At 59.9% G+C, this 24,013-nt stretch carries 22 protein-coding genes; 8 read left to right on the top strand and 14 right to left on the bottom strand.

The window, feature by feature from the left end:
• Positions 1-263: 263 nt before the first annotated feature.
• A complete protein-coding gene (locus LJU29_RS21640) occupies positions 264-1,241 on the bottom strand; it encodes a FecR domain-containing protein (RefSeq protein WP_257111181.1) in 978 nt (325 codons plus the stop codon).
• Entirely contained in the window at positions 1,238-1,741 is a 504-nt protein-coding gene (locus LJU29_RS21635) for a sigma-70 family RNA polymerase sigma factor (protein ID WP_057453791.1), read from the bottom strand. Before LJU29_RS21635 ends, LJU29_RS21640 begins: the two co-directional genes overlap by 4 nt.
• A 202-nt stretch (positions 1,742-1,943) precedes the next feature.
• On the opposite strand from LJU29_RS21635, the gene LJU29_RS21630 reads away from it, so the two are divergent.
• From LJU29_RS21630 to LJU29_RS21620, 3 genes are read left to right on the top strand one after another with little or no spacing between them, the layout of a single operon-like run.
• Entirely contained in the window at positions 1,944-2,288 is a 345-nt protein-coding gene (locus tag LJU29_RS21630) for a DUF3649 domain-containing protein (protein ID WP_057453789.1), read from the top strand.
• Between the two features lie 20 nt (positions 2,289-2,308).
• Positions 2,309-3,850: a PepSY-associated TM helix domain-containing protein gene (locus LJU29_RS21625; RefSeq protein WP_257112831.1), complete on the top strand. Its 1,542-nt coding sequence runs from the start codon at positions 2,309-2,311 to the stop codon at positions 3,848-3,850.
• The gene (locus tag LJU29_RS21620; RefSeq protein WP_057401246.1) at positions 3,850-4,182 is read left to right on the top strand and encodes a DUF3325 domain-containing protein; all 333 of its coding nucleotides are present in this window, start codon (positions 3,850-3,852) and stop codon (positions 4,180-4,182) included. Before LJU29_RS21625 ends, LJU29_RS21620 begins: the two co-directional genes overlap by 1 nt.
• Here the strand turns inward: LJU29_RS21620 and LJU29_RS21615 are convergent.
• Positions 4,171-5,046 (bottom strand): AraC family transcriptional regulator, encoded by an 876-nt coding sequence (locus tag LJU29_RS21615; RefSeq protein WP_057453788.1) that lies wholly within the window; start codon positions 5,044-5,046, stop codon positions 4,171-4,173. The genes LJU29_RS21620 and LJU29_RS21615 overlap by 12 nt on opposite strands.
• A gap of 136 nt (positions 5,047-5,182) precedes the next feature.
• On the opposite strand from LJU29_RS21615, the gene LJU29_RS21610 reads away from it, so the two are divergent.
• Positions 5,183-6,085, top strand: coding sequence for a DMT family transporter (locus tag LJU29_RS21610; RefSeq protein WP_257111180.1), 903 nt, complete (start codon positions 5,183-5,185; stop codon positions 6,083-6,085).
• Positions 6,086-6,121: 36 nt separating this feature from the next.
• Here LJU29_RS21610 and LJU29_RS21605 read toward each other — a convergent pair whose 3' ends face one another.
• Both LJU29_RS21605 and LJU29_RS21600 read right to left on the bottom strand, forming a co-directional pair.
• On the bottom strand, positions 6,122-7,096 hold the full coding sequence (locus tag LJU29_RS21605; RefSeq protein WP_257112830.1) for a 2-hydroxyacid dehydrogenase: 975 nt from the start codon (positions 7,094-7,096) through the stop codon (positions 6,122-6,124).
• Between the two features lie 87 nt (positions 7,097-7,183).
• Positions 7,184-8,131: a LysR family transcriptional regulator gene (locus tag LJU29_RS21600; protein ID WP_057453781.1), complete on the bottom strand. Its 948-nt coding sequence runs from the start codon at positions 8,129-8,131 to the stop codon at positions 7,184-7,186.
• Between the two features lie 183 nt (positions 8,132-8,314).
• Here LJU29_RS21600 and LJU29_RS21595 point away from each other — a divergent pair, with 183 nt between their 5' ends.
• Genes LJU29_RS21595 through LJU29_RS21580 form a run of 4 tightly spaced genes read left to right on the top strand, consistent with a single transcriptional unit; the run spans position 8,315 to position 13,053 of the window.
• Positions 8,315-9,796 carry an efflux transporter outer membrane subunit gene (locus LJU29_RS21595; RefSeq protein WP_057453779.1) on the top strand — a complete coding sequence of 494 codons (1,482 nt, stop codon included), beginning with the start codon at positions 8,315-8,317 and terminating at the stop codon, positions 9,794-9,796.
• Positions 9,793-11,979, top strand: coding sequence for an FUSC family protein (locus tag LJU29_RS21590; protein ID WP_257111179.1), 2,187 nt, complete (start codon positions 9,793-9,795; stop codon positions 11,977-11,979). The genes LJU29_RS21595 and LJU29_RS21590 overlap by 4 nt, the downstream gene beginning before the upstream one ends.
• A complete protein-coding gene (locus tag LJU29_RS21585) occupies positions 11,969-12,169 on the top strand; it encodes a DUF1656 domain-containing protein (RefSeq protein WP_005778074.1) in 201 nt (66 codons plus the stop codon). Before LJU29_RS21590 ends, LJU29_RS21585 begins: the two co-directional genes overlap by 11 nt.
• A gap of 23 nt (positions 12,170-12,192) precedes the next feature.
• Positions 12,193-13,053: an efflux RND transporter periplasmic adaptor subunit gene (locus LJU29_RS21580; protein ID WP_057453775.1), complete on the top strand. Its 861-nt coding sequence runs from the start codon at positions 12,193-12,195 to the stop codon at positions 13,051-13,053.
• A gap of 112 nt (positions 13,054-13,165) precedes the next feature.
• Here the strand turns inward: LJU29_RS21580 and LJU29_RS21575 are convergent, their stop codons facing one another.
• The 9 genes from LJU29_RS21575 to algG all read right to left on the bottom strand — a co-directional run bounded on the left by LJU29_RS21575 (position 13,166) and on the right by algG (position 24,011).
• Positions 13,166-13,984: an SDR family oxidoreductase gene (locus LJU29_RS21575; RefSeq protein WP_002552245.1), complete on the bottom strand. Its 819-nt coding sequence runs from the start codon at positions 13,982-13,984 to the stop codon at positions 13,166-13,168.
• 17 nt (positions 13,985-14,001) lie between these two features.
• On the bottom strand, positions 14,002-14,466 hold the full coding sequence (locus tag LJU29_RS21570; protein ID WP_054077852.1) for a hypothetical protein: 465 nt from the start codon (positions 14,464-14,466) through the stop codon (positions 14,002-14,004).
• Between the two features lie 152 nt (positions 14,467-14,618).
• On the bottom strand, positions 14,619-16,070 hold the full coding sequence (locus LJU29_RS21565; RefSeq protein WP_004663964.1) for a mannose-1-phosphate guanylyltransferase/mannose-6-phosphate isomerase: 1,452 nt from the start codon (positions 16,068-16,070) through the stop codon (positions 14,619-14,621).
• 118 nt (positions 16,071-16,188) lie between these two features.
• Complete coding sequence (locus LJU29_RS21560) at positions 16,189-16,857, bottom strand: alginate O-acetyltransferase AlgF (protein WP_004658322.1); 669 nt, start codon at positions 16,855-16,857, stop codon at positions 16,189-16,191.
• 12 nt (positions 16,858-16,869) lie between these two features.
• Positions 16,870-18,045 (bottom strand): alginate O-acetyltransferase, encoded by a 1,176-nt coding sequence (locus LJU29_RS21555; RefSeq protein WP_005732683.1) that lies wholly within the window; start codon positions 18,043-18,045, stop codon positions 16,870-16,872.
• Positions 18,046-18,055: 10 nt separating this feature from the next.
• Positions 18,056-19,612 (bottom strand): MBOAT family O-acyltransferase, encoded by a 1,557-nt coding sequence (locus LJU29_RS21550; RefSeq protein ID WP_005746022.1) that lies wholly within the window; start codon positions 19,610-19,612, stop codon positions 18,056-18,058.
• A gap of 189 nt (positions 19,613-19,801) precedes the next feature.
• Positions 19,802-20,938, bottom strand: coding sequence for a mannuronate-specific alginate lyase (locus LJU29_RS21545; protein ID WP_005752927.1), 1,137 nt, complete (start codon positions 20,936-20,938; stop codon positions 19,802-19,804).
• Between the two features lie 8 nt (positions 20,939-20,946).
• Positions 20,947-22,386 carry an alginate O-acetyltransferase AlgX-related protein gene (locus LJU29_RS21540; RefSeq protein WP_054996325.1) on the bottom strand — a complete coding sequence of 480 codons (1,440 nt, stop codon included), beginning with the start codon at positions 22,384-22,386 and terminating at the stop codon, positions 20,947-20,949.
• Between the two features lie 14 nt (positions 22,387-22,400).
• On the bottom strand, positions 22,401-24,011 hold the full coding sequence (algG, locus tag LJU29_RS21535; protein WP_005752926.1) for a mannuronan 5-epimerase AlgG: 1,611 nt from the start codon (positions 24,009-24,011) through the stop codon (positions 22,401-22,403).
• Positions 24,012-24,013 lie beyond the last annotated feature (2 nt).

Here is a 24,013-nt window from a genome sequence, read left to right as displayed (position 1 = left end):
AGGAACGCGACGAAGTCGGGCCGGAAACAGGAGCGAGGGGCTTTGGTTACTTTGGCCCCTTCAAAGTAACTCGCCGAGGGGCGAAAGGTGACTTGAGTCGAGCCGAAATCTCACTGAATCGCAGAGTTGTGTGACGCGGAGCGTCACGAACTGCATTACCACGCGGAGCGTGGGAACGATAGTCAGCGTGGTTTCAGCCTCGTATTTCGGTATCTCCATAAACACTGGAACGCAGGAGCGAGCGGTCAGCATTTGAGGAGACATCAAACCCGCGCCTGCACGTTCACCCAATACCGGGTGAAGCGTTGTACATGCACAGGGAGGGCGAGTTCCAGCATGTCGAGGATGCGCTCGCTGTCTGCCAGCGGATAGCTGCCGGAGATCAACAGGTTGGCCACTTTCGCGTCGCAGTTCAAACGACCGCGTCGATAGCGACCCAGCTCCGCAAGGAAGTCGGAGAGCTTCATGCGCGACGCCACCAGCATCCCGTCCGCCCACGCGCCACTGCCCGCATTTATCGGTTTCACGCTGTCCCAGGCGTCACGACTGAAGGTCGCTTGCTGGCTGGCCCGCAGCATCAAACCCGGACCGCTCCTGCCGAGCGGGGCTATTTCAAGGGCTCCGGCAAACACCGCCAATTGCGTGCGCCCGTCCAGCTGGCGCAGGTTGAAACGGCTGGCCCCCGTCGACGCCCTGACCGTGCCTTCGGTGCTCAGCAGGCTCAGCGGGCGGCTGTCCGCCGAGGCGCTGATAAGGATTTCGCCCTGTAATAGCTTGATCAGGCGCTGCTGTGCATCGAAACGCACATCGACCGCGCTGGCCGTATTCAACTGCACCTGACTGCCATCGCTCAATGCCACCTTGCGCTGCTCGCCAACGCCACTGTTGTAGTCAGCCAGCAAGGGTTGCAGGGCGATCTGCTCGCGCAGGCTCCAGCCCGCTGCCGAGCCTGCGCCCAGCAACAACAGCAGTTTCAGAGCGTGCCGACGGCTGGCGGATTTCGGCGCATTGAGTGCCGCATGCGCCAGCGGCGAAGACAGCCCGCTAAGGCGCTGATTGACCCGCTGCATATGCGCCCAGGCCCGCTGATGTTCAGCGTTGCCATTGAGCCAGAGCTGCCAGGCCTGCTGACGACGCGCATCCAGCGTGCCTTCCTGCATTTCCAGCAGCCAGCCGACCGCTTGCTGCGCCACGCCAAGCGAGATGTCGGATTTGTTCAAGGACTCGTTGCTCGGGTTCATAAGGCGAAATAGCAGCGCAGTGCGGCCTTGTTCAGATGGCGTTTGACCGTTGCGATAGAGATGTCCAGTTCGGCGGCAATCTGGCGGTGGCTCAACCCGTCGACCTGCGACATCAGGAACGCCCGCTTGACCAGCACCGGCAGGCCGTCCAGCAGTTGATCGAGTTCCACCAGGGTTTCGAGAATGATCGCCCGCTCTTCTTCCGAAGGTGCCACGCATTCCGGCAGCTCAGCCAGCGCCTGATAGTAGGCGTGCTCCAGGTCCTGACGCCGGTAGTGATTGCACAATACACGTTTGGCAATCGTCGTCAGAAAAGCGCGAGGCTCGATGATCTGCGGCGTATCGCGTGCGCCCAATACCTTGATGAAGGTGTCCTGGGCCAGATCCGCTGCGCTGTGCGGACAGCCGAGCCTGCGTCGCAACCAGGTCGTCAGCCAGGTGTTGTGTGCCCTGTACAGGCTTTCGACAGTGTGATTGAGAGCGGAGTGGGCGATGGGCATCACAGGGAACAATCCACGGGGACTCGTTGATGGCGTGGATTCTGGCAGACTCTTTTGCGTATGAGAATATTTATCATTAATATTGCGGTTCATTTGTCTTGCTCAGGGACGAATGGCGCAAACAGCTGGCATTCATCGCGGCCTCTTCCCGAGGGCTGGTGATCCGGCTTCCGAGGTTTCATGAATCAATGAAGACCCTTTGATGGATGTCACCACCGCAAGCGGTTCGCTGCCGGAAAAACGCATGGCGAAAGCCAGAAGCAAGGGCCTGACGGTTGCTTATCGGTTTGCCGTTACCTCGCGGGCGCTGGCGGCCGTGTTTGCCGGTTATCTGCTCGCGTCAGTGGTCAGCATTTGCGTTTCGCAGTGGCTGCCCATCCCCCGCGCCGAAGCAGTGGTGACAGGCATGATGCTGTCCTTTCTGGTTTATCTGGTCGCGGTGCTCTGGTGTTTTGCCTGCCGCACAGCATTGCAGGCCTGGGTCGGAGTGCTGGCACCGTGCGCATTGCTGGCGGCTGCCTGCGCCTGCGGTCGGTGGCTATTGTGAAAGAGGGTTTTCGTCAGTCGATGGCCTGGTTGCACACCTGGGTCGGTTTACTGTTCGGCTGGCTGTTGTTCGCTATTTTTCTGACCGGCACGCTTTCCTACTTCAAGGATGAAATTACCCAGTGGATGCAGCCGGAAATTCCGGTGCGCGCTCTGGATGCCGGTGCCAGCGTGCAGCGGGCTCAGGATTATCTGCAAAGCCACGCCGCCAGGGCCACGCGCTGGTTCATCAGCCTGCCGGACGAGCGCACGCCAGGCCTGGCGGTTGGCTGGCTGCCTGAAGGCAAGCAGGGCCAGCGCAACAACTTCGTGCGCAAGCTGCTCGACCCGCAAACCGGTAGCGAGGTGCTGGCACGTGACACGCGCGGCGGTGATTTCTTCTACCGTTTTCACTATCAACTGCAGATGCCTTATCCCTGGGGGCGCTGGCTGGCGACGAGCGCCGCGATGGTGATGTTCGTTGCGTTGATCACCGGCATCATCATTCACAAAAAAGTCTTCAAGGAATTCTTCACGTTTCGTCCACGCAAGGGCCAGCGTTCTTGGCTGGATGGGCATAACGCGCTTGGCGTGCTGGTGTTGCCGTTCCATCTGATGATCACTTACAGCAGTCTGGTGATCTTCATGTCGATGGTGATGCCCGCGAGCATCCTCAGCCAGTACGACACGGTTCAGGCGTTCTACCGCGAAGCCTATCCGACCCCGGAAATGCTCAAGCGAGAAGGCAAACCTGCGCCGCTGGTGGCACTTGCGCCGTTGGTCAATGCGGCGAACGCGAAGTGGGACAGCGGGCAGGTGGGTCGGGTGATCGTCAATAATCCGGGCGACAGCACCGCCACGGTTCTGCTGACGCGTGATGACAAGGGCAGCATCGTGCCGGATCGGGGCGGCGCGCTGACGTTCAGCGGGGCCAGCGGCGCGTTGCTGAACGAAGTACCCGAGCGCCCCGTTGCGCTGCTGATCTCCAGCGGGATGTACGGTCTGCATGTAGGCCATTTCGCTGAGCCGCTGCTGCGCTGGATGTACTTCATTTTCGGTGTCGCCGGAACCGCAATGATCGGCACCGGGCTGGTGATGTGGCTGGGCAAGCGTCAGCTCAGGCACGCCAAAAACGGCGTGCTGCCACTGGAGTTGCGCCTGGTGGAAGTGCTGAACATCGCCAGCATGTCCGGGTTGATGATTGCCGTGGCCAGCTTCTTCTGGGCCAATCGTCTGCTGCCTTCGGGGTTCACCGGGCGTGCCGATTGGGAAGTCAGCGTGTTCTTCACATGCTGGGCGTTGTCAGTGGTGCACGCCCTGGTGCGCAAAGGGCGCAGCGCATGGCGCGAACAACTGGGGCTGGGCGCGGTGCTGTTTGCCGGGCTGCCGCTGCTCGATCTGCTGACCAGCGGCCGCTATCTGCTGGGTTCGCTGATGTCGGGAAGCTGGGTAATGACGGCCTTTGACCTGACGGCGCTGGTCACCGGGCTGTTTCTTGGCTGGGCAGCGCTGAAATTCAAAGCGCTACCCGCCGCCGAAACAGCCCGCGTCGCCTTGCAAGCCATACCTCGGGAGAGCCACTGATGCTGTTGGCTGCCTTGTTGTGCTACGTAGGTTTTACCTGCCTGTGCCTGTCCATGGCGCGCCATTACAGTGAACTGCTCAAAGGCCCGTTGACTGAACAGCGGCGTCGGGCGCTCAAGCTGGTCGGCTGGGGCGCGCTGCTGTTGTCGTCATGGGCGGCGGTTCAGGCCGATGGCTGGATGATGGGCACGGTGCACTGGTTCGCCGCATTGATGAGCAGTGCGGTGTTGCTGGTTGCGCTGCTGCCGTTCCGGCCGCGTTGGGTGCTGGCGCTGGCAGGATGCGGCGTGCTGCTCAGCCCGTTGGCAGCCGTGAGTCAATTATTGGCCTAACGCCAGCCGGTATTCGCCGGGCGTGGCCCCCACGGCCTGACGAAACCGATTGCTGAAATGGCTGGCGCTGGCAAAGCCGCAGGCCAGCGCTATCTCGCCTAATGGCTTGCCGGTGCTGCGCAACAACTGGCGAGCCTGTTCGATACGTCGCGCCAATAAGTACTGGTGTGGCGGCAAGCCGAAGCTTTCGCGAAACATTCGCGCGAAGTGGTATTCCGACAGCGCGCACATGCCAGCCAGTTCACCGAGGCTCAGCGGATCGGCGAGGTGCATTTCGATGAAGTCCACCAGATGCCGCCGCAGGTGCGGTGCCAAGCCGCCTTTCAGACGTAAACCTTCGCGCAACCCTACCTGGCTGAGCAACGCATGGCTGACCATCTCGTGCGCCAGGCTGCTGGTCAGCAAACGCTCACCGGGTTCTGCCCAGTTCAGGCGAATCAACTGCCGGAAGCGTGCGGCTTGTGCGGGGTCTTCCAGAAAGGTGTTTTCCCGCAGTTGCATCTCGCGCGGCTCGCGATCCAGTAGTGTCACGCAGCCCAGCGCAAACTGTTCCGGGCTGAAATACAGATGTGCCAGACGGATCTCGCCGTTCACCACCCAGGCGGACTCATGACCGGCAGGCAAGATGCACAGCTTGCCCGGCGCACCTTTCTGGTCGGGTCTGCCGCGCCGAAAAGTCCCGGTACCGTCCTCGATATAGCACGACAGCGTATGGTGGGTCGGTGCGTGATATTCCTGCGAGTCATGCCGATTGTTCCACAACGCTGACACCAACCCGTCGCCCAGCGGCGCGCTCTGCTCCAGATTGGCATTGGGTGAGCTGTTCAGGGCCTGAAAGACCTGGATGGATTCAATGGCGGGCATGACGATTCCTCTAGGATTTGTATCCTACTCGCTGGCAACGCCGCTGCCAGTAGCGCCTGACGCAAATGCGCAAGATTGTGCAAGCGCTGGCAGACCGGCACGCAGCAGACTGATGGCTCATCAAGGAGCCTGCACCATGAACATTTCGCTTTATCTGCTGACTGTGCTGATCTGGGGGGCGACCTGGATCGCCCTGAAACTTCAACTCGGCGATGTCGCGATTCCGGTATCGATCGTCTATCGCTTCGCGCTGGCGGCCCTGGTGCTGTTTGCATTCCTGCTGCTGGCAAAGCGCTTGCAACCGGTCAATCGTCGCGGCCAGTTGATCTGTCTGGCGCAAGGTGTGTGCCTGTTCTGCGTCAACTTTATGTGTTTCTACACGGCGAGTCAGTGGATACCCAGCGGCTTGATCGCGGTGGTGTTCTCGACCTCGACGCTGTGGAATGCGCTGAATGCGCGGGTGTTCTTTCGCCAGAAAATCGCCGGTAATGTTATGGCCGGTGGTGCCATGGGCCTGATCGGTCTGGCGTGTCTGTTCGGGCCCGAGCTGTCCGGGCACAGCGCCAGCCGCGAGACCCTGATCGGTCTGGGCCTGGCCCTGCTGGGCACACTGTGCTTCTCGGCGGGCAACATGCTGTCGAGCCTGCAACAGAAAGCCGGCCTGCGTCCGCTGACCACCAATGCGTGGGGAATGTTCTACGGGGCGACCATACTTGGCCTCTACTGCCTGCTCAGCGGCACGCCTTTCACCTTCGAATGGAACACGCGCTACGTAGGCTCACTGCTGTTTCTGGTGATCCCCGGCTCGGTGATTGCGTTCACCGCCTACCTGACCCTGGTCGGGCGCATGGGGCCTGAACGTGCAGCTTATTGCACTGTGCTGTTCCCGATTGTGGCGCTGAACATCTCGACGTGGGTCGAAGACTACCAGTGGACCGTGGCTGCCTTGCTCGGGCTTGTGCTGGTGATGGCGGGGAACGTGCTGGTATTCAGGAAGACCAGGCCGGTTGCCGTCCTGGTCGGCGGCAAACTGGCCTGAGTCGATGTTCATACTCGGTTATAGAGCAGAAACGCCTTAGCCCTTCCACACCTGCGGATTGACCAGGTCCTGCGGCCGTTCGCCCAGCAACGCGTTGCGCAAGTTGTGGTAGGCGCGGTCTGCCATCGCCTGACGGGTTTCAGTAGTGGCTGAGCCGATGTGCGGCAGGGTGACGGCGTTCTTGAGCTGGAACAGCGGCGATTCTTTCAGCGGTTCTTTTTCATAGACGTCCAGACCGGCACCGCGAATGGTGCCGTTCTGCAGGGCTTCGATCAGCGCGGGTTCATCGACGATCGGGCCGCGGGCAATGTTGACCAGGATGGCGCCGGGCTTCATCAGGCTCAACTCGCGACGGCCGATCAAATGTTTGGTCTTTTCGCTCAGTGGCACTACCAGGCAGACGAAATCCGCTTCGGCCAGCAGTTGGTCCAGGCTGCGAAACTGTGCGCCCAGTTCCTGTTCAAGTTCGGTCTTGCGGCTGTTGCCGCTGTACAGGATCGGCATGTTGAAGCCCAGACGACCACGGCGGGCGATGGCTGCGCCGATATTGCCCATGCCGACGATGCCCAGCGTCTTGCCGTGTACGTCGGTGCCGAAGTGCGGAGGCTCGATACTGCGTGTCCACTGTCCGGCCTTGGTGTAGGCGTCCAGTTCGGCGACGCGCCGGGCGCTGCTCATGATCAGCGAGAAGCCCAGGTCGGCGGTGCTCTCGGTCAGTACATCCGGCGTATTGGTGAGCAGAATGCCGCGCTCGCTCAGGTAGTCGACATCGTAGTTGTCGTAGCCCACCGAGATGCTGGAAACCACTTCCAGTTTCGCGGCGTTTTGCAGCTGCTCGCGCCCCAGCTTGCGGCCGGAGCCGATCAGCCCGTGGGATTCAGGCAAGGCCTCATCAAACTGGGCGTTGATGTCGCCCAGCTTGGGGTTGGGCACGATCACGTTGAAGTCTTGCGCCAGGCGCTCGGCCATTTCTGGAGTAACACGGCTGAAGGCGAGTACGGTTTTTTTCATTGGGCAGTCACTCTTGAGCGGTTGAATGAGTAGCACGCTAACATTCCTCTCCGCTCTTTGGCAGCCGCTTTTTACAGTTGTACGATGTCAGAACGAGGACTTGAGTGCCTGTACATGGAGATCCGCTTCATCGGCCGCGAGAATTTCCGGCAGGGAACCTCGCAGGTATTCGACCCAGGTTCTGATCTTGGCATCCAGATACTGGCGTGACGGATAGATGGCGTACAGGTTCAGTTCCTGCGAGCGGTAATCGGACAATACGCGCACCAGTGCGCCGTTGCGCAGCCCCTCGATCGCCGAGTAGATCGGCAGAATGCCAATCCCCATGCCGCTGGAAATCGCAGTCTTCATCGCATCCGCAGAGTTGACCAGCAGCGGCGAGCTGTTGATGGTGACCATCTCCTGACCTTCCGGGCCATCGAACAGCCATTTGTCCAGCGGGAACACCGGGCTGACCAGGCGCAGGCACGCATGATTCAGCAGGTCGGCAGGCTTGTGGGCCATGCCGAAGGTTTTGATGTACTCGGGCGATGCACACACGATGCTGTAGGTAATGCCCAGCCGCTGAGACACAAAGCCCGAGTCTGCCAGTTCGCTGGCCAGTACGATCGACACGTCATAGCCTTCTTCCAGCAAGTCCGGCACGCGGTGGGTCATGGTCAGGTCGAACGCAACGTCAGGGTGGTTGCGGCGATAACGGGCGATGGCGTCGATCACGTAATGCTGGCCGACGCCGGGCATCGAATGCACCTTTAGTTGCCCGGCCGGGCGGGCATGCGCGTCGCTGGCTTCGGCTTCAGCCTCTTCGACCGAGGCCAGAATCTGCTCGCAGCGCAACAAGTAGCGCTTGCCTGCTTCGGTGAGGGCAATGCGTCGAGTGGTGCGATTGAGCAGGCGCGTCTGTAAATGTGCTTCAAGGTTGGAGACCGCGCGCGAGACGTTGGCGGTGGTGGTATCCAGCACGGCGGCGGCAGCAGTGAAGCTGCCCGCTTGCGCCACGCAACTGAAGGCACGCATGTTTTGCAGGGTGTCCATGGGTACTTCTCTGAGTAGATGGCAAATTGTGACATGAAGTAACGGATGCATGTATCCAGACCAAAGGATTATCGCCGTTTCAGTAACAAAGATTCACAAATCTCCCCGCTTATCGCCGCGTCAAGCGCCGCCTAGAATCGCCGCCATTCAAGGTGTATTACCTCCGTTCGGGAACTCGCAGCTGTGCCGCGTCGCATCATCAGAGGGCTCTGGCCCGTCGGTATCCTGGCTTTTACGCTGGTCCTCAACGGCTGTATCGGAACACATGGAATCAAACCGCAGGGCAGTGTCCTGCAAGCGGACAGCCTGGCCACCGATCAGGCGATTCAGAGCGCTGCCCTCGACGCCCATTGGCCCGCAGCGCAATGGTGGCGTGCCTACGGCGATGCGCAACTCAATCGCTGGGTCGATATTGCTACGCTTGGCAGCCCGGGTCTGGTGCTGGCCGCTGCCCGTGTGCGCCAGGCAAGAGCGATGGCGCAGATCGCCGAGTCATCCGAGTCGGTGCAGGTGCAGGGCAGTGCCAGCCTGATGCGCCACGACTGGCCCGAGGATCAGTTTTATGGTCCCGGAGCGCTGGCCGATACTCGCACCTGGGACAACAATGCGTCGCTGGGTCTGAGCTACGCGCTGGACCTCTGGGGACGTGAACGCAATGCCAGCGAGCAGGCCCTTGATCTGGCGCACGTGAGTGCTGCCGAGCAGCGTCAGGCGCAGCTCGAATTGCAGGAAAACGTGGTTCGCGCCTACATCCAGCTGGCCCTTGAATACGCCCGACTGGATATCGCCGAGGCAGCGCTGGCCCAGCAGCAACAGATACTCGATCTGGCGCAGCGTCGCCTCAAAGGCGGGATCGGCACGCATTTCGAAATCAGTCAGGCCGAAACGCCATTGCCCGAGGCCCACCGGCAGATTGATGCGCTGCAAGAGGCCATCGCTCTGAGCCGCAATCAGCTGGCTGCTCTGGCAGGTAAAGGGCCGGGTGAGGGCGCGGCGCTGCAACGGCCCACGCTGTCGTTGCACACCGAGCTGAAAATGCCGTCGGCATTGCCCGCCGAACTGTTGGGACGGCGGCCCGATGTGGTGGCCGCGCGCTGGCAGGTTGCGGCGCAGGCGCGCGGTATCGATGTCGCGCAGGCGGGCTTTTATCCCAATGTCGATCTGGTCGGCAGCCTGAGCTACATGGCCACGGGCGGCGGCATGCTGGAGTTTCTGACCGGCAGCAAGTTGGGTTACAAGGTCGGACCGGCCATCAGCCTGCCGATCTTCGACGGTGGACGCTTGCGGGCGGAACTGGGGCAGGCGTCGGCCGCTTATGACCAGGCCGTGGCGCATTACAACCAGACGCTGGTGATGGCGTTGAAAAGTATTTCCGACCAACTTATTCGTCGCGCCTCGATGGACAAGCAACAGGCATTTGCCGCCGAGTCGGTAGCGTCGGCACAAAAGACCTACGACATCGCATTGATTGCCTGGCAGCGCGGGCTGACCGATTACCTGAACGTGCTCAACGCCCGGACCCAGTTGTTTCGCCAGCAGCAGATTCAGCAACAGGTCGAGGCTGCGCGCCTGAATGCCTATGCCGGATTGGTGGTGGCGCTGGGTGGGGAGAGCGGCAGTTGCCATTCCTTACGCACCACGGCCGATCTTGAGTGTGCGAAATGATTGCTGCTTTTGAGCACATGGCGGCGTTGCCCTGGCGTCGTGAATTTCGCAGTTGGGCGCGCAGTGACGGGGTGACCTGGGTTTACCTTTTCAAAGTATTGATCGCTGCTTTTCTGACCTACTGGCTGGCTTTGCGCCTGGAGTTGCCGCAGCCGCATACGGCGATTATCACCGTGTTCATCGTCATGCAGCCGCAGAGCGGGCAGGTGTTCGCCAAAAGTTTTTACCGCCTGCTGGGCACGCTGGCCGGGTCGGCCATGATGGTGCTGCTGATGGCCCTGTTTGCGCAGAACCCGCTGCCGTTTCTCGGCAGCCTGGCGCTCTGGGTCGGGATTTGCTCCGCAGGTGCGGCACGTTATCGCAACTTTCGCGCTTACGGCTTTGTGCTGGCGGGGTATACGGCTGCGATGGTAGGGCTGCCCGCCCTGGCGCACCCCGAAGGTTCATTCATGTCGGCGTTGTGGCGGGTACTGGAAATCACTCTGGGTATCCTCTGTTCCACTGCGGTGAGTGCGGCGATCCTGCCGCAGAGCTCCAGTGCCGCCATGCGCAATGCGCTGTACCAGCGCTTCGGCGTATTCGCCCGCTTCATGGCCGAGGGCTTGCGCGGGGACATTTCACGCACGGCATTTGAAACCGGAAACGTGCGCTTCGTTGCCGAGGCCATCGGACTGGAAGGACTGCGCAGCGTCACGGTATTCGAAGACCCGCACATGCGCCGACGCAACGGGCGGCTCAATCGCCTGAACAGCGAGTTCATGGCCGTTACGACGCGCTTCAATGCACTGCATCAGTTGCTTGAACGGCTGCGTCTGGAATGCGCCGATACCGTGTTAGAGCACATCGGACCCGGCCTTGAAACCCTCGCAGAATTACTTGATGGCTTCGCCGACCGCGCATTGACCAACGATGATGCCGCGGTGCTGGTCACGCGCCTTGAGGCCTGCAGGGCGCAGTTGCCCGAGCGGGTCAGAAGCCTGCGCGCCGAGCTGGAGCACACCCTGCCGAGCGACGCCGAACGACTCGATTTTCATACGGCGTTCGAGCTGCTGTACCGGCTGGTCAGCGAGCTGCATGATTACGCGTTGACCCACGCATCGCTGGCCGATCACACCCATGCGCGTGAACAGTGGAAAGCGTCATTCGTGCCGCGTACCCACTGGATGACAGCCCTTGCGTCTGGAGCCCGCGCGACCTGCGTGGTCGGCCTGATGAGTGCCTATTGGGTGCTGACGGCCTGGCCCAGCGGCGCGAGCATGGTTCTGGCTTCAGCGGCGACTGTTGCGCTTTCATCGACCACCCACAACCCCAGGCGCATGTCTTTGCAGATGGCCGGCGGTACGTTGCTCGGCGCGCTGCTGGGGTTTGTCGAAACCTTTTTTCTTTTCCCGCACATCGACGGCTTCCCGCTGCTGTGCCTGCTATTGGCCCCTGTGTTTGTGCTCGGCGCCTTTCTGGGCTCACGTCCGCAGTGGACGGGATACGGCCTGGGGCTGCTGATTTTTTTCAGCCTGGGCTCGGTGCCGGACAACCTGACGGTCTACAACCCTTACACCTTCATCAACGATTACCTCGCGATGGTCATCGGCATGCTCATCTGTGCCGCAGCGGGGGCAATCATCCTGCCACCCAACAGCCGCTGGATGTGGCAGCGTCTGGAGCAGGCCTTGCGCAATCAGGTGGTGTTTGCGATTGGCGCACCGCTCAAGCGTCTGGGTTCAAGCTTCGAAAGCCAGACCCGCGACCTGATGCATCAGGCGTACGGTCTGGCGATCAGCAAACCCCAGGTGCAGCGCGAGCTGTTGCGCTGGATGTTCGTGGTGCTGGAAATCGGCCACGCCATTATCGAGCTGCGCCGCGAACAGGCAATTCTGCCGATTCATCCGGCCTACGCCGAATACCAGCCCTGGCGCATCGCATTGCGCGTCATGGGGCGCGCCTTGGTACGCCTGTTCATCCAGCCCGATGTGGTCAATCTGCAGCGCTGCCTGTCGGCGGTCAATCAGGCGATCAAGCGGGTACAGGACGCTGATGAGCCGTTCGCCTCGCATTTCGACACGTCGGTGCTGCGCCGGGTGAAAAGCTATCTGCACTTTATCCGCACCTCGCTGCTGGACCCGCAATCGCCGCTGGCCGCCTATGGCGTCGAGCGCACCGCTTCAGGAATGGCTCATGCCGCGTGAGATAGCTTTCCACGGTCTGTACATGCCGAGCCTGACGCTGATGTTTCTGCTGGCTGTCGTTCTGGCATGGGCGCTGGATCGTCTGCTGGCCGGTTTTGACCTGTACCGGCATTTCTGGCACCCGGCCTTGCTGCGCCTGTGCCTGTTTATCTGCATCTTCGGCGCTCTGGCGCTGCCCCTTTATCGTTGACGCCTGAGTCGAGAAATATCCGCATGAAAAAGTTCTATAGCCTGCTTGCCACGTTGCTGGTGCTGGCAATCGCGCTCTGGGTTGGTCGTACGCTGTGGGTCGACTACATGGATATGCCGTGGACCCGTGATGGTCGGGTACGCGCCGATATCATCAATGTAGCCGCCGATGTGTCCGGCACCGTGGTCGATGTGCCGGTGCACGACAATCAACGGGTAAAACGCGGCGATTTGTTGATGCAGATCGACCCGGAGCACTACCGGATCGCAGTCAAACAGGCGCAGGCGTTGCTGGCCTCACGCAAGGCGACGTGGGAGATGCGCAAGCTCAACGCGAAGCGCCGTGCCGACATGGATGAACTGGTCATCTCGGCAGAGAACCGTGACGACGCGAGCAATGTTGCCACCTCGGCGCTGGCGGATTACCAATTGGCGCAAGCGCAGCTGGAAGCGGCCGAACTGAACCTGTCCCGCACACGCGTGCTGGCAGCGGTGGACGGTTATGTCACCAACCTGAACGTGCATCGCGGCGACTATGCGCGTATCGGCGAAGCGAAGATGGCGGTGGTCGATATGAACTCATTCTGGGTTTACGGTTTTTTCGAGGAAACCAAGCTGCCGCACCTTAACGTGGGCGATCCTGCCGATATGCAGTTGATGAGTGGCGAAGTGCTAAAAGGCCATGTCGAAAGCATCGCACGCGGTATCTACGACCGCGACAACCCGCAAAGTCGCGAATTGATCGCTGACGTGAACCCGACCTTCAACTGGGTGCGTCTGGCCCAGCGCGTGCCGGTGCGCATTCATCTGGATTCCGTACCGGAAAGCGTATTGCTGGCGGCGGGGATGACCTGCACGGTGATTGTCAGGCCGCTAGACGGCTGATGGTCGAGGACGCAGAGCGTCCAGAACGGCATGCGACGCGGAGCGTCGCACGATAATTGCGATGATCGCTCCCTACGCTCCAGCGTGGGAATGCAGTTCGTGACGCTCTGCGTCACAAGTCGGTGTTCAATCCAAAGCGTTTTCTCAGGCCCATATCCAGTAGCCCTTTGGGCAGCAACCACGCCATCAGCGGCAGCAGGCGTGAGCCGTTGCCCAGGCGCAGCAGGCGTGGCGGATGGGTTTGTTGCACGGCTTTGAGCAGGTCGCGGGCGAATTCTGTAGCAGGAGTAGGGTTGTCCAGTGAAGCCTTTGCACGTGCGCGAATGCCTTCGCGGATAGGCCACCAGGGTGATTGTTCACTGATCAACTGTTCGGCTTCATGACTGGCATTTTTTGCGAAGCTTGACGCAATGGCACCGGGCTGGACTTCCATTACCTGTACGCCAAATGGTGCCAGCTCCAGACGTAGCGCATCGCTGAGGGCATGTACCGCGGCTTTGGAAGCACAGTAAGCACCTGCAAACGGGGTGACCAATACACCTGAAACGCTACCGATATTGACTACCAGGCCTTTGTTGCGACGCAGCGCCGCAAACAGCGCGCGGGTAACGCCGATGACGGAAAACACATTGGTTTCAAACTGCCGCTGCAAGGCCTCCACGCCGCCGTCGAGCAGCGGCCCCATCGCGCCGTAGCCTGCGTTGTTGATCAACACATCCAGGCCACTGTGCTCCAGCCCGGCAGCCAGTTGCTCCAGCGCCAGTCCATCGTTGACATCCAGCTGCACGGCAATGAAGCCCGCGGCACTGAGTGCAGCGACATCCTCGGCCTTGCGCGCCGTCGCCCAGACTTCATAGCCAGTAGCTTTGAACGCATCGGCCAGTGCACGACCGATTCCGCTGGAACAGCCTGTAATCAAAGCGATGGGCATGAGGGAGATCCTTGTGATCAGTCCGAGAAGCTGCCTTGCAGATGTTCTGCGCGAAATTCCAGGGTTTGCGGGCGATAGCCATTGCGCAGTGCAGGCAGCGGCACGCAATCCTGCCACGTACCTTTGGCCTGAAGTTCGCCGGGGCCGCGATAGCGTGCAGAGGTGTAGGTGTTATCCGCCAGATTCACCGAGTCGCCAGGCGCATAGGCCGCGATCCGCCAGCGCAGTTCCTGCAACGCGACCTGATTGGTATTGGTGATACTGACCTGCAACGGACGATCTGCCGGGCAGCCTTGCGGATCGTATCCGAGGCGGATTTCCAGGCGCTCAAGCTGACGCGTTTCCTGGCTGTCCTGCCAGATCACCACAGCCGCCACGACCCCAAGCCCGACCGCCGCAGCCAACGAGACCGGCAAGGCCTTGGCGGGGTAGCGCAATAACAACACAAGCCAGGTCAGGATCAACAGGATGCCGATAAACATGCAGGTCTCCAGCAAAGGTAATGCTGGACATCCTACAGAACCTGAGAGGGGGACGTCGCGCAAATGAAAAGCCCCCGACAACTCTCTGCGTATAAATCTGCGCAAATAGTTGTCGAGGGCTGTGTTACCTGTAACGTGCAGCTAAAACCCTATCAGCGAGCGATAGTTTGCGTCTTCACACCCGCTTCCAGCGCGTTTGAACGACCGTAGATATCTTCGAAACGCTCGATATCGTCTTCGCCTAGGTAGCTGCCCGATTGCACTTCGATGATTTCCAACGGGATCTTGCCTGGGTTGCGCAGGCGATGCACCGAGGCGATCGGGATGTAGGTGGACTGGTTCTCGGTGAGCAGGAACACGTTCTCGTCACAGGTCACCTGCGCAGTACCGGATACCACGATCCAGTGTTCGGCGCGGTGGTGGTGCATCTGCAGCGACAGGCAGGCGCCTGGCTTGACGGAGATGCGCTTGACCTGGAAGCGACCGCCCATGTCCACCGAATCGTAGGAGCCCCACGGACGGTACACTTCGAGGTGGTTCTGGGTCTCGGTGCGGCCCTGTTCGTTGAGGGTGGCGACCATCTGCTTGACGCCCTGGACCTTGTCCTTGTGGGCAATCATCATCGCGTCCTTGGTTTCGACGACCACGATGTTGTCCAGACCGATCACCGACACCAGTTTGCCGTTGCCGTGGATCATGCAGTTGCGGCTGTCCTGGATGACCACGTCGCCCTTGGTGACGTTGCCGTTGGCGTCCTTGGCGTTGACTTCCCACAGCGACGACCAGCAGCCGACATCGCTCCAGCCAGCCGACAACGGTACAACGCAGGCGCGCTGGGTTTTTTCCATGACTGCATAGTCGATGGAGTTGTCCGGGCAGCAAGCGAAGGTGGAAGCGTCGATTTCCAGCGCATCGCCGTCCTGCACGCTGCGCTCAAGGGTCAGCAGGCAGGTGTCGTAGATGTCCGGATCGTGCTTTTTCAGCTCTTCCAGGAAGCGGCTGGCGCGGAACAGGAACATGCCGCTGTTCCAGTAGTAACCACCGGCTTCGACGAATTCCCTGGCGCGTTTTTCGTCAGGTTTTTCGACGAATTGCGATACGCGACTGACGCCTTCCGGCAGCAGGGCATCGGCGGTGGACTTGATGTAGCCGTAGCCGGTTTCAGGCTTGTTGGCCGGTACGCCGAACAGCACCATTTCGCCACGTTCTGCGGCTACGGTTGCCAGAGCCAGTGCGCGTTGCAGGGCCTTCTGGTCTTCGATGACATGATCGGCTGGCAGCACCAGCATCAGGCCGTCGTTGCCTTCGTTGACCAGCTTCATGGCGGTCAGGGCAACGGCTGGCGCCGTGTTGCGGCCGAACGGTTCCATGAGGATCGCCTGGGTTTCCAGGTTCAGCGCAGCGAGTTGCTCGTTGACGATGAAACGGTGGTCCTTGTTGCAGACCACGATAGGCTCCTGCATGCCCTCGAACACCAGACGCTCCAGGGTTTGCTGGAACAGGGTGTGCTCGCCGGTCAGTGCCAGGAACTGTTTAGGGAATTGTTTACGCGAAAGCGGCCAGAGTCGTGAACCACTACCGCCTGACAAGATAACTGGAATCATTTTGTTTCTCCAAAAGCATTCAATTAGGGCCGTACGAGGTGTCTGTCGTTTCTGTCTTGTTCTTGTTCCGCGCGGGTCGGTTCAGCGCTGATGCCCTGAACCGACCGGCATAATTCGTTTAGCGGGTTGCGACCGGTGGCTTGACCCACACTGGCGAGAGGCTGCTGCCACTGCCGGTGATGTAGAGCACAGCGGCTTCGCCACGCTCCAGTGCCACAGGTTTCAAATCGGTGACTTTCTTGTCGCCGTCGTACAGCGCCAGGCTGACTTTGACCGGGTTGATCTCACGCTCGCCGGTGCCTTTGGCCGCTACAGCGTTGACCACTTCGGTCTTGCCGTCGGCGGTTTTCAGAGTCAGGGACTTGTCGCTGAGGTTCTGAACGCGAACCAGGGATTTCTGCTTGTTCTTGAACGGCGGCTCTTCAACCAGCTGCGGTTTGCCGCTGGCGTTGTTGACGATGGTGTAGTAGTGATCACCCGCCAGTTTCACCGGCAGGCTCTGGCTGCCCAGCTTGGCGGTGTAGTCGCCCTGTGGCATGAAGCTGAACGCAGTGCTACCCAGTGGCGCCACTTCGTTGAGGTTGGTGTTGCCAACGGTGGCGCTGATTTCGGCGTTGCTGGCGTTGTAGACACGCACGAAGGTCGAGCCTTTTGGTGCGGTCGGGCCGTACAGGGCGGAGTCACCGGCGAAAGCTTGCAGGGACATCAGGCCCAGACCTGCGGCCATTGCGCAGGTTTTGAAAATGCGTTTTGCGGCCGAACGGTTGGCAGTAGTGTTAAAAGTCATGAGTCAGTCCTCTCAGTTTTGCGCCCGGTTGGGCGACTCGGATTGTTTGGCGTTGAGCGCCACGTTTTCTTGGGTGTCACGCGATTTCTTCAGCTCGGCGATCCACTTCGGATCGAACTCGCCAAGATCGTTGTGTGCCGGCAGGTAGCGCTCCGGGAATTCCCAGATCACCACTTGCGGCGGGGTGTTCTTGAAAGCATCGGTCTGCAGGTACTTGAGCATCGGCAGGATCGGGCCATGGCCGTCTTCGGCGTAGTTGACGACATCGCTGCGCAGCGCTTCTTTCAAGGCACCGACGAAGTTCCAGTTAGGGTTGGCGCTGTAGCTGGTGCCCACCAGACCCACCGGGATGTCGCTGTCTGCGAACAGTGCGTCACCGCCTGCCGCTTCGCCTGCTACCGGATCGGTACTGCGTTTCTGCAACTCGTCCGGCTTGGGCAGCATGTTGCTGAACAGCGGATCGAGCGGCAGGAATGTAGTCAGGTCACCTTTGTAGGCTTCGGTTCCCTTGGCTTGTGTGACGAACTGCTCAGGTTCACCTTCCAGTGGCGTTTTCTGGGCAATCGCTGCGCTCAGTTGCTGCGCGGCGACTTCGGCACCCATTGGCGTCCAGTGGGTGTCGGTGCGCAGGAAAACCTGGCCCTGTTGCTTGGCAGCTTGCAGCGGTGCCAGCAGGTCCGGGGCAAAGATCCCGGCCTTGGCGACCTGAGCGTGGAACTGCTGATACAGGTCGGTGTGCAGGCTGGCAGGCTTGCTGTCACCGATATGCTCCGGGTACAAACGGGTCTTCGCCGGAACGATCGCCAGGACCAGTTTGGTGCCCTGTTTTTCCAGCGCGTCACGCACACCCTGAATGATTGCCAGGTTGTCGGCTTCGTTCTGCTCGCCGTTGGCAACCGCGTCGAACTCTTCGTCGGTGTACAACCACTGGTCCTTACCGAGCACAACACCCGGACGACCTTCGTTGAACAGTTTGAAGTCCAGCGCTGCCCAGAGGTTGGTGCCCAGGCGCTTGATCGGGAACTCATCGTCGTAATGAGTTTCCGCCGCCTTGGTCCACTTGCCGTTGAGCACGGTGGTCTCGGCCGAGGTCGAGAACGTGCTGAAACTGCGCAGCGACCAGATGCCCAGGACCAGCAGAATGGCCAGGAAGATGGCGATATAGAGGATTCGTAATGAACGGGTCATGTCAGGCTCCTCAGAACTGGAAGTAAAGGAACGGCGAGAAGCTTTGCGCCGAGAGTTTGAGAATCGAAGCCACGAACAGCAGCAGGATCAGTGCACGCATGGCGTAACGTGGCCAGTCGGCAACCCAGTACGCGGGCTGCACCTGTGCTTCGCTGCCCACGGTGTAGCCTGGCAGGTGCAGACTGCCGGGAGCATCGCCGGGAACGGCCTTGATGGTGCCCGGTTGTGCGGTCGCAGGACCGTCAGCCTTGGCGCTCTTGCCGGTGTCTTTTTCGCGGTTCTGGTAGAAGTCGCGCAAACCGAAGAACGCCAGCGTCAGATAAGCCACCACCAGTGTTGCAACTTGCAGACCGGTCAGGCTGGCGCGGTTGAGTTCCGACAGCTGCCACTCGCCGAAGCTGAACATGGCGCTGTACATACGACCGGCGACATGCAGGTTTTCGGCGCGGAAGATGACCCAGCCTATGACCACCAGCAAGAAGGTCAGTGCCCAGCGAATCGGGTTGAAGCTGTAAGGCTTGGTGTTGATGCCGACCGCTTTCTCGATGGCCAGCCACATGCCATGCCAGGCACCCCAGATGATGTAGGTGACGTTGGCACCGTGCCACAGACCGCCCAGCAGCATGGTCAGGAACAGGTTGCGATAAGTCGCGAACTTGCCGCCACGGTTGCCGCCCAGGGTGATGTACAGGTAGTCACGCAGCCAGGTGGACAGGCTGATGTGCCAGCGACGCCAGAACTCGGTGATCGACTGGCTGATGTAGGGCTGTTTGAAGTTTTCCATGAAGCGGAAACCCATCATCAGACCCAGACCGATGGCCATGTCGCTGTAACCGGAGAAGTCGAAGTACAGCTGCGCGGTGTAGGCCAGGGCGCCCAGCCAGGCGTCCCCGGTGGTCGGGTTCTGCAGAGCGAAGCAGTGGTCGGCGACCACCGCCAGGGTGTCGGCGATGAACACTTTCTTGATGAAGCCCTGCATGAAGCGCGTTGCACCTTCAGAGAACTTGTCCAGCGTGTGAGTGCGGTTGTTGAACTGGTCGGCCAGGTCGCGGAAACGCAGCACGGGGCCGGCGATCAAGTGCGGGAAGATCGCGACGAATGCAGCGAAGTCGATCAGGTTGCGCGTGGCCGGGGTGTCGCCGCGGTAAACGTCGATGATGTAGCTGATGGACTCGAAGACATAGAACGAGATACCGATCGGCAACAGCACGTGGGTCAGGATGAACGGTTCAAGACCCATCGAGGTCATGGCTGCGTTGATGCTGTCCACACCGAAGTTGGCGTATTTGAAGTAGCCCAGAATACACAGGTCCACGATTACGCCGAGCAGCAGCCAGCGCTGTGCCGGTTTGGTCCGCACACCTGCTGCGCCTACCTTGAGACCGATCCAGTAGTTCCAGACGGTCACGCCGATGAACAACGCCAGAAAGTCCACACGCCACCAGGCGTAGAAGATATAGCTGGCAATCAGCAACAGCAGATTGCGATAGCGTTGCCCGCTCAGGTAGTACAAGCCGAGGAAGATCGGCATGAACAGGAACAGGAACACGTTGGATGAGAAAACCATCCTTATCTCTCCGTTTGTCCAACATTCAAGGGCTCAAAGCCCCCCAAACCCCCCGTTGAAATTGGGGGGTAAACACGTCGCTTTACGGCTTGTCGGTGAAGCAGCTCAGGCGAGGTCCGGTCTCATGGATGCATCGCTTGGGCGTGGGGCTTCGCGGACAAGTCCGCTCCTACAAATAACAACAGTGAATCAGGAGCCGTCGTTGTCGCCCTTGTCGCCTTTCTCGTGCGTCGGGTCGTAGACCTTGGTCAGGTCACCGCCCAGGCGGAAAGTCTTGAACGGCTGCTTTTCGTGTTTCTCTTCCAGCACATCCGGGCTGCAGGTGTAGAGCGAGCAGTACGGTTCGAGCCAGGCGAATTTCGGATCTTTCTTCAAGTCCGTCATGTCCTGTTTCTCGCCGTTGTGTTCAGCGAAAATCGAAGGGTCTTTGACGCCGGCCAGCACACGGTCACCCAGACGCTTCAAGGCACCATTGTTTTCCGGACGCAGATCGACACCGTTGGCCTGGGCGAAACTGGCGATCATCGCGAGCGGCGGCAGGGCGTAGTTGTGATACGACAGCGCGCGTTGACGACGCTTCATCTCGTTAGGCAGGAAACCGTCCTTGTCCACCTGATTGGCGGCGACCTTGTATTCCTTCACAGCCCAGTCGAACAGGTCCTGTCGATTGGTGGCGACGGCGGTTGCCATCACTGACCAGGCGGCCCAGTACGAGTGGTTGTTGATTTTTTCCAGCGGCAGGTTGCTCCAGTCGCTGACCACCTGGTCGGCCAGCTTGCTGAACCATGCTTCGATGATCTTGGCGTCCTGCTGACGATTGGCCAGCGGATGCGACTCGGAGAACTTCAGACGCAGGTAGGCGGAGGACATGCTGCCCAGTGCCCATTTGCGCATGGACTTGCCGGTGTGGTTGAACTCGCGAGATTCCAGCGCATCGGCCTTGGCCCAGGTAGTCATCATGTTCAGCGCGCAATCGAGCTGTTCCGGACGACCGTCGCGCATGTACTGCATCACGACTTTGCTGACGCCGCGCTCAAGGTCGGTGATGTCCTTGGTCGCATCGCGAAAGGCTTCTTCCGAGACGGCGTTGAGGGTCGCACGTGCCTTGTCCGAACCTTCGTACTTGCTGCGGAAAACCAGCTTGTCGGTGTACGGCTTTGGAATGGCTTCACAGCTGAAATTGTGATCGCCAGTCTTCATTTTTTCGATCGGGGCGTCATAGCCCTTGGGTGGAACCAGTGCGGCGGACGCACCCGTAGCCCAGGCCATCGATGACAGAATTGCCATCGACAGCAGGGTAGGGCGTATCAGTTTAGGAGTCTGCATAAGTCACCTCATAGTCCGGCTTGAGCGGTGTGTGTCGCAGCGCTCGGGAACACGTTGCGTTTGCATACTTTGGCTTCGACTTTCTGTGGTGCCGTGCCTGCTTCCGGTCCCTGGATCTCCAGCGCCAGCAATTGCTGGTTAGCCCAGTCCTCGTCTTCGCGCAGTTCGAACGCGAAGCGTCCGTCAGTATCGGACGTTTCCGGTTTTTCGATTTTCAGATCTTCGTGACGCCCGTTCATGTACCAGAGCCTGGCTTGAAGGACTTTCACCGAAGTATCGTCAAACTTGATATCGATCTGATTGCTGCCGTTGCGGATATCCTTGATGCCATTCTTGCCATTGACCAACACTTCGTTGGTGCCCGGCTTGAGGGTGGTGCTGGCGCTCATTACCGCAGGCTTGCCTTCGCAGCCGTTGTCCAGCAGCGCCATCATCTGGCGATAGATGGTTTCCTGATCCAGGCGATACAGCGGCGAGAATTCCCAGATGAGAATTTTCGGCGGACGCTTCTGGAAGTCTTCACTGCCCAGGTACTGCAGCATCGAACCTTCCAGACCACCACCAGGGAACGCTACGTTCAACACGTCGACACCCATGTATTCCTGCAGGAAGCCAGCGAAGTTGTAGTTCTTGCCGCTGTGACTGGTGCCGACCAGCGTGATCTCCGGGTTGCCGGAATCGCCGAACAGGTCTCCGTCGCCCGCCTCACCCTTGGGTTCGGTGGTGAACTGATCCATGTACTGGATCGCGTAGCTGGTGCCGCACAATTGACCCGCCATATTGTGCAAAGTGCCCGTTTTGCCCATGCGTCCGGAAATATGGCTTTCGAACTCACGCTTCGGGATGTCGCTGTAACCCGGAACCTTCTTCACGGTTTCAGCGACAATCTTCGCCGTGCGTTGTGCGCCGTAAGGCGTCCAGTGCTGGTCACCGCGGAAGTAGAAGTCATGCGCCTGCTGCTCGTTGGTCAACGGCGACAGGTCCGGGACCCAGTAACCCATCTTGCTGAAGCGGCCGAGCATGGCCTGATAGTTTTTCAGCGCCTTGTCGTAGTCGAACTTGTCGCGCTCGGCTGGAAACAGCTTGTTGCGATCTACCAGACCACGGGTCGGTTGATAGACCACTACCAGTTCGACGCCTTTGCTTTTGAACGCATCGTGCAGTTCTTTCATACGGCGGTAGCCGGCAGGCGTGGTGTCGAATTCGGTGCGCAGGTCTTCCTGAGTCCGGAACAGCCAGTCGCCCTGCGCCTGGACCAGTGTGGTGAAGTTCTGCTGATAACGCGTGGTGTAGTTTTTCGCGTCATGCGCGGCCGGGCACAGAGAGCAGCAAGGCTCGGCCTTGAATGTAGGCGCTTGTGAGTCATCCGCCCGAGCGACACCTGCGGCGGCCATGAGGGCGGCGGTGAGGCTGGACAGGCTCAACAGCTTGATCAGATGTGCGTGCATAACAATACCCTTCCTCATTCCCGCAGCTCGGTCTGGCTTTCGACGGGGTCGATCAATACGGCTTTTTTCTGGCGTACAAGCAGGTCGAGGATCTCGTCCTGGCGCTCACCGAGGATGCCGTTGAGGCTGATACCGACTTCTTTGGTGGGCATCAGCATTGAGACGCGATACAGCTCGACACTCAATGGCGAGTCGATGGACAGCGGGCCGGAGCCATTGCTGGACAGTTCGCCGCCGACCATGATCAGCGATACCTGAGCGTCGAACGGGTCGAGCTCGATGTCGCGGTCGGTATCGCTCAAGTCCTTGATGTGGCCGTAGACGCCCATCAGGCCGTTGCCTATGGCGACGTTTTCGTACAGCTTGATGTTCACGCTGTTACGCACGCGGATACCGTGGCGACGGTTGGCGATCACGCGATTGCCCCACAGCAGGTTATTGCCGCTTTCGTACAGGGTGATGCCGTCAGTGTGGTTCTGATAGATCTCGTTGTAGGCGACGATATTGCCCACACTGTTACGGTCCAGAACCACGCCGGACAGTTTGTTGTCGTGGCTCTTGTTGCGGAAGATGAAGCTATTGTCCACTTCCCGGGAAATAATGATCCCGTGCTTCTTCTTGGTCCCGTAAACGTCGTTTTCGGCGATGATCAGCCCGTGCGAGCGGTCGTGCGGGTCAATGCCGTAAATGATGTTGTCGCGGTAAGTATTGCCCTTGACCACGAAGTCGCGGGTTTCATAGCAGTAGAAGCCGTACCACATGTCCGAGAACTCTGAATCGATGATCCAGCCGGTTGGCTCGGCACGCTTGAGAATCTTCGCGGTGTTGGGCGTGTACTGGGAAATACTGATGCCGTAGGACTTGCTCTGGTCGTAACCCATGCTCGCCATTTTGGTATTGGCGATCCAGGTTTCCGAGCCACCCCAGGTCAACAGAAACGGACGAAACTCGTCAGGCTTGCGATAGGTCGCCAGGCTGTTGCGGGTTTCACTCCAGGCGTTGACCTGAGTGTGGGTGATCAGCATCTTGCCTTCGCTGACGATGAACGAACCTTTTTCCTGAGACAGACGCAATTCCTTGGTCTTGCTGTCGATCTCGAAGATCCCGGTCTCCTTGATCAGAATCGGCAGGCGCGCCACATAGACACCCGGCGACACTTCATTGAGGAACTGCTTGGGGACCTTTTTGGCCAGGTCCTGCAGGTTCACGTAGCCGTCGGAAATCATGATGGCCTGCGGGATGCCGCGCTGACGGTTGACCCATTCGGCCATCTTGTTATCGCCGCCGATGAATTCCTTCAGGCCGGTTTCTTCCATCATCCGCGAGACAGTGACCTTGCCCGGCTTGTTGCGCACGATCTTTTTCAAGGCGGCTTCTGCGGTATAGCCCTTGAGGTCGGGCAACACCGGCTTGGACATTTCCAAGGGCTCGGTCGGCGGGCTGGTGATGGTGTAGGTCTTGGCCTGGTGCAACTCCTTGACCACCGCCTTCTGTGCATCTGTTACGACAGGGGCGTTAGCCAGCGCCACACCGCTGGCCATCAGCAGAGCGCTGGTCAGCAGTGCGCTTTCGAGCAGGGCATGCGGCCAGCTTCGGCTACGCCCATTGCTTGTATGACTGTTCATCT

This window comes from Pseudomonas ficuserectae (assembly GCF_024584585.1).
Taxonomy (GTDB): Bacteria; Pseudomonadota; Gammaproteobacteria; order Pseudomonadales; family Pseudomonadaceae; genus Aquipseudomonas; species Aquipseudomonas amygdali.
Note: the sequence above shows the minus strand (reverse complement) of the source record. Positions and strands in the feature narration are given on the sequence as shown.

Bases quoted from the DNA above. Each gene is read 5' to 3' on its own strand.
- LJU29_RS21580 (WP_057453775.1), top strand. From the start codon at position 12,193: ATGAAAAAGTTCTATAGCCTGCTTGCCACGTTGCTGGTGCTGGCAATC.
- LJU29_RS21565 (WP_004663964.1), bottom strand. From the start codon at position 16,070: ATGATTCCAGTTATCTTGTCAGGCGGTAGTGGTTCACGACTCTGGCCG.
- LJU29_RS21640 (WP_257111181.1), bottom strand. From the start codon at position 1,241: ATGAACCCGAGCAACGAGTCCTTGAACAAATCCGACATCTCGCTTGGC.
- LJU29_RS21635 (WP_057453791.1), bottom strand. From the start codon at position 1,741: ATGCCCATCGCCCACTCCGCTCTCAATCACACTGTCGAAAGCCTGTAC.
- LJU29_RS21620 (WP_057401246.1), top strand. From the start codon at position 3,850: ATGCTGTTGGCTGCCTTGTTGTGCTACGTAGGTTTTACCTGCCTGTGC.
- LJU29_RS21575 (WP_002552245.1), bottom strand. From the start codon at position 13,984: ATGCCCATCGCTTTGATTACAGGCTGTTCCAGCGGAATCGGTCGTGCA.
- LJU29_RS21610 (WP_257111180.1), top strand. From the start codon at position 5,183: ATGAACATTTCGCTTTATCTGCTGACTGTGCTGATCTGGGGGGCGACC.
- algG (WP_005752926.1), bottom strand. From the start codon at position 24,011: ATGAACAGTCATACAAGCAATGGGCGTAGCCGAAGCTGGCCGCATGCC.
- LJU29_RS21605 (WP_257112830.1), bottom strand. From the start codon at position 7,096: ATGAAAAAAACCGTACTCGCCTTCAGCCGTGTTACTCCAGAAATGGCC.
- LJU29_RS21600 (WP_057453781.1), bottom strand. From the start codon at position 8,131: ATGGACACCCTGCAAAACATGCGTGCCTTCAGTTGCGTGGCGCAAGCG.
- LJU29_RS21540 (WP_054996325.1), bottom strand. From the start codon at position 22,386: ATGCACGCACATCTGATCAAGCTGTTGAGCCTGTCCAGCCTCACCGCC.
- LJU29_RS21560 (WP_004658322.1), bottom strand. From the start codon at position 16,857: ATGACTTTTAACACTACTGCCAACCGTTCGGCCGCAAAACGCATTTTC.
- LJU29_RS21630 (WP_057453789.1), top strand. From the start codon at position 1,944: ATGGATGTCACCACCGCAAGCGGTTCGCTGCCGGAAAAACGCATGGCG.
- LJU29_RS21550 (WP_005746022.1), bottom strand. From the start codon at position 19,612: ATGGTTTTCTCATCCAACGTGTTCCTGTTCCTGTTCATGCCGATCTTC.
- LJU29_RS21545 (WP_005752927.1), bottom strand. From the start codon at position 20,938: ATGCAGACTCCTAAACTGATACGCCCTACCCTGCTGTCGATGGCAATT.
- LJU29_RS21615 (WP_057453788.1), bottom strand. From the start codon at position 5,046: ATGCCCGCCATTGAATCCATCCAGGTCTTTCAGGCCCTGAACAGCTCA.
- LJU29_RS21570 (WP_054077852.1), bottom strand. From the start codon at position 14,466: ATGTTTATCGGCATCCTGTTGATCCTGACCTGGCTTGTGTTGTTATTG.
- LJU29_RS21590 (WP_257111179.1), top strand. From the start codon at position 9,793: ATGATTGCTGCTTTTGAGCACATGGCGGCGTTGCCCTGGCGTCGTGAA.
- LJU29_RS21585 (WP_005778074.1), top strand. From the start codon at position 11,969: ATGCCGCGTGAGATAGCTTTCCACGGTCTGTACATGCCGAGCCTGACG.
- LJU29_RS21555 (WP_005732683.1), bottom strand. From the start codon at position 18,045: ATGACCCGTTCATTACGAATCCTCTATATCGCCATCTTCCTGGCCATT.
- LJU29_RS21625 (WP_257112831.1), top strand. From the start codon at position 2,309: ATGGCCTGGTTGCACACCTGGGTCGGTTTACTGTTCGGCTGGCTGTTG.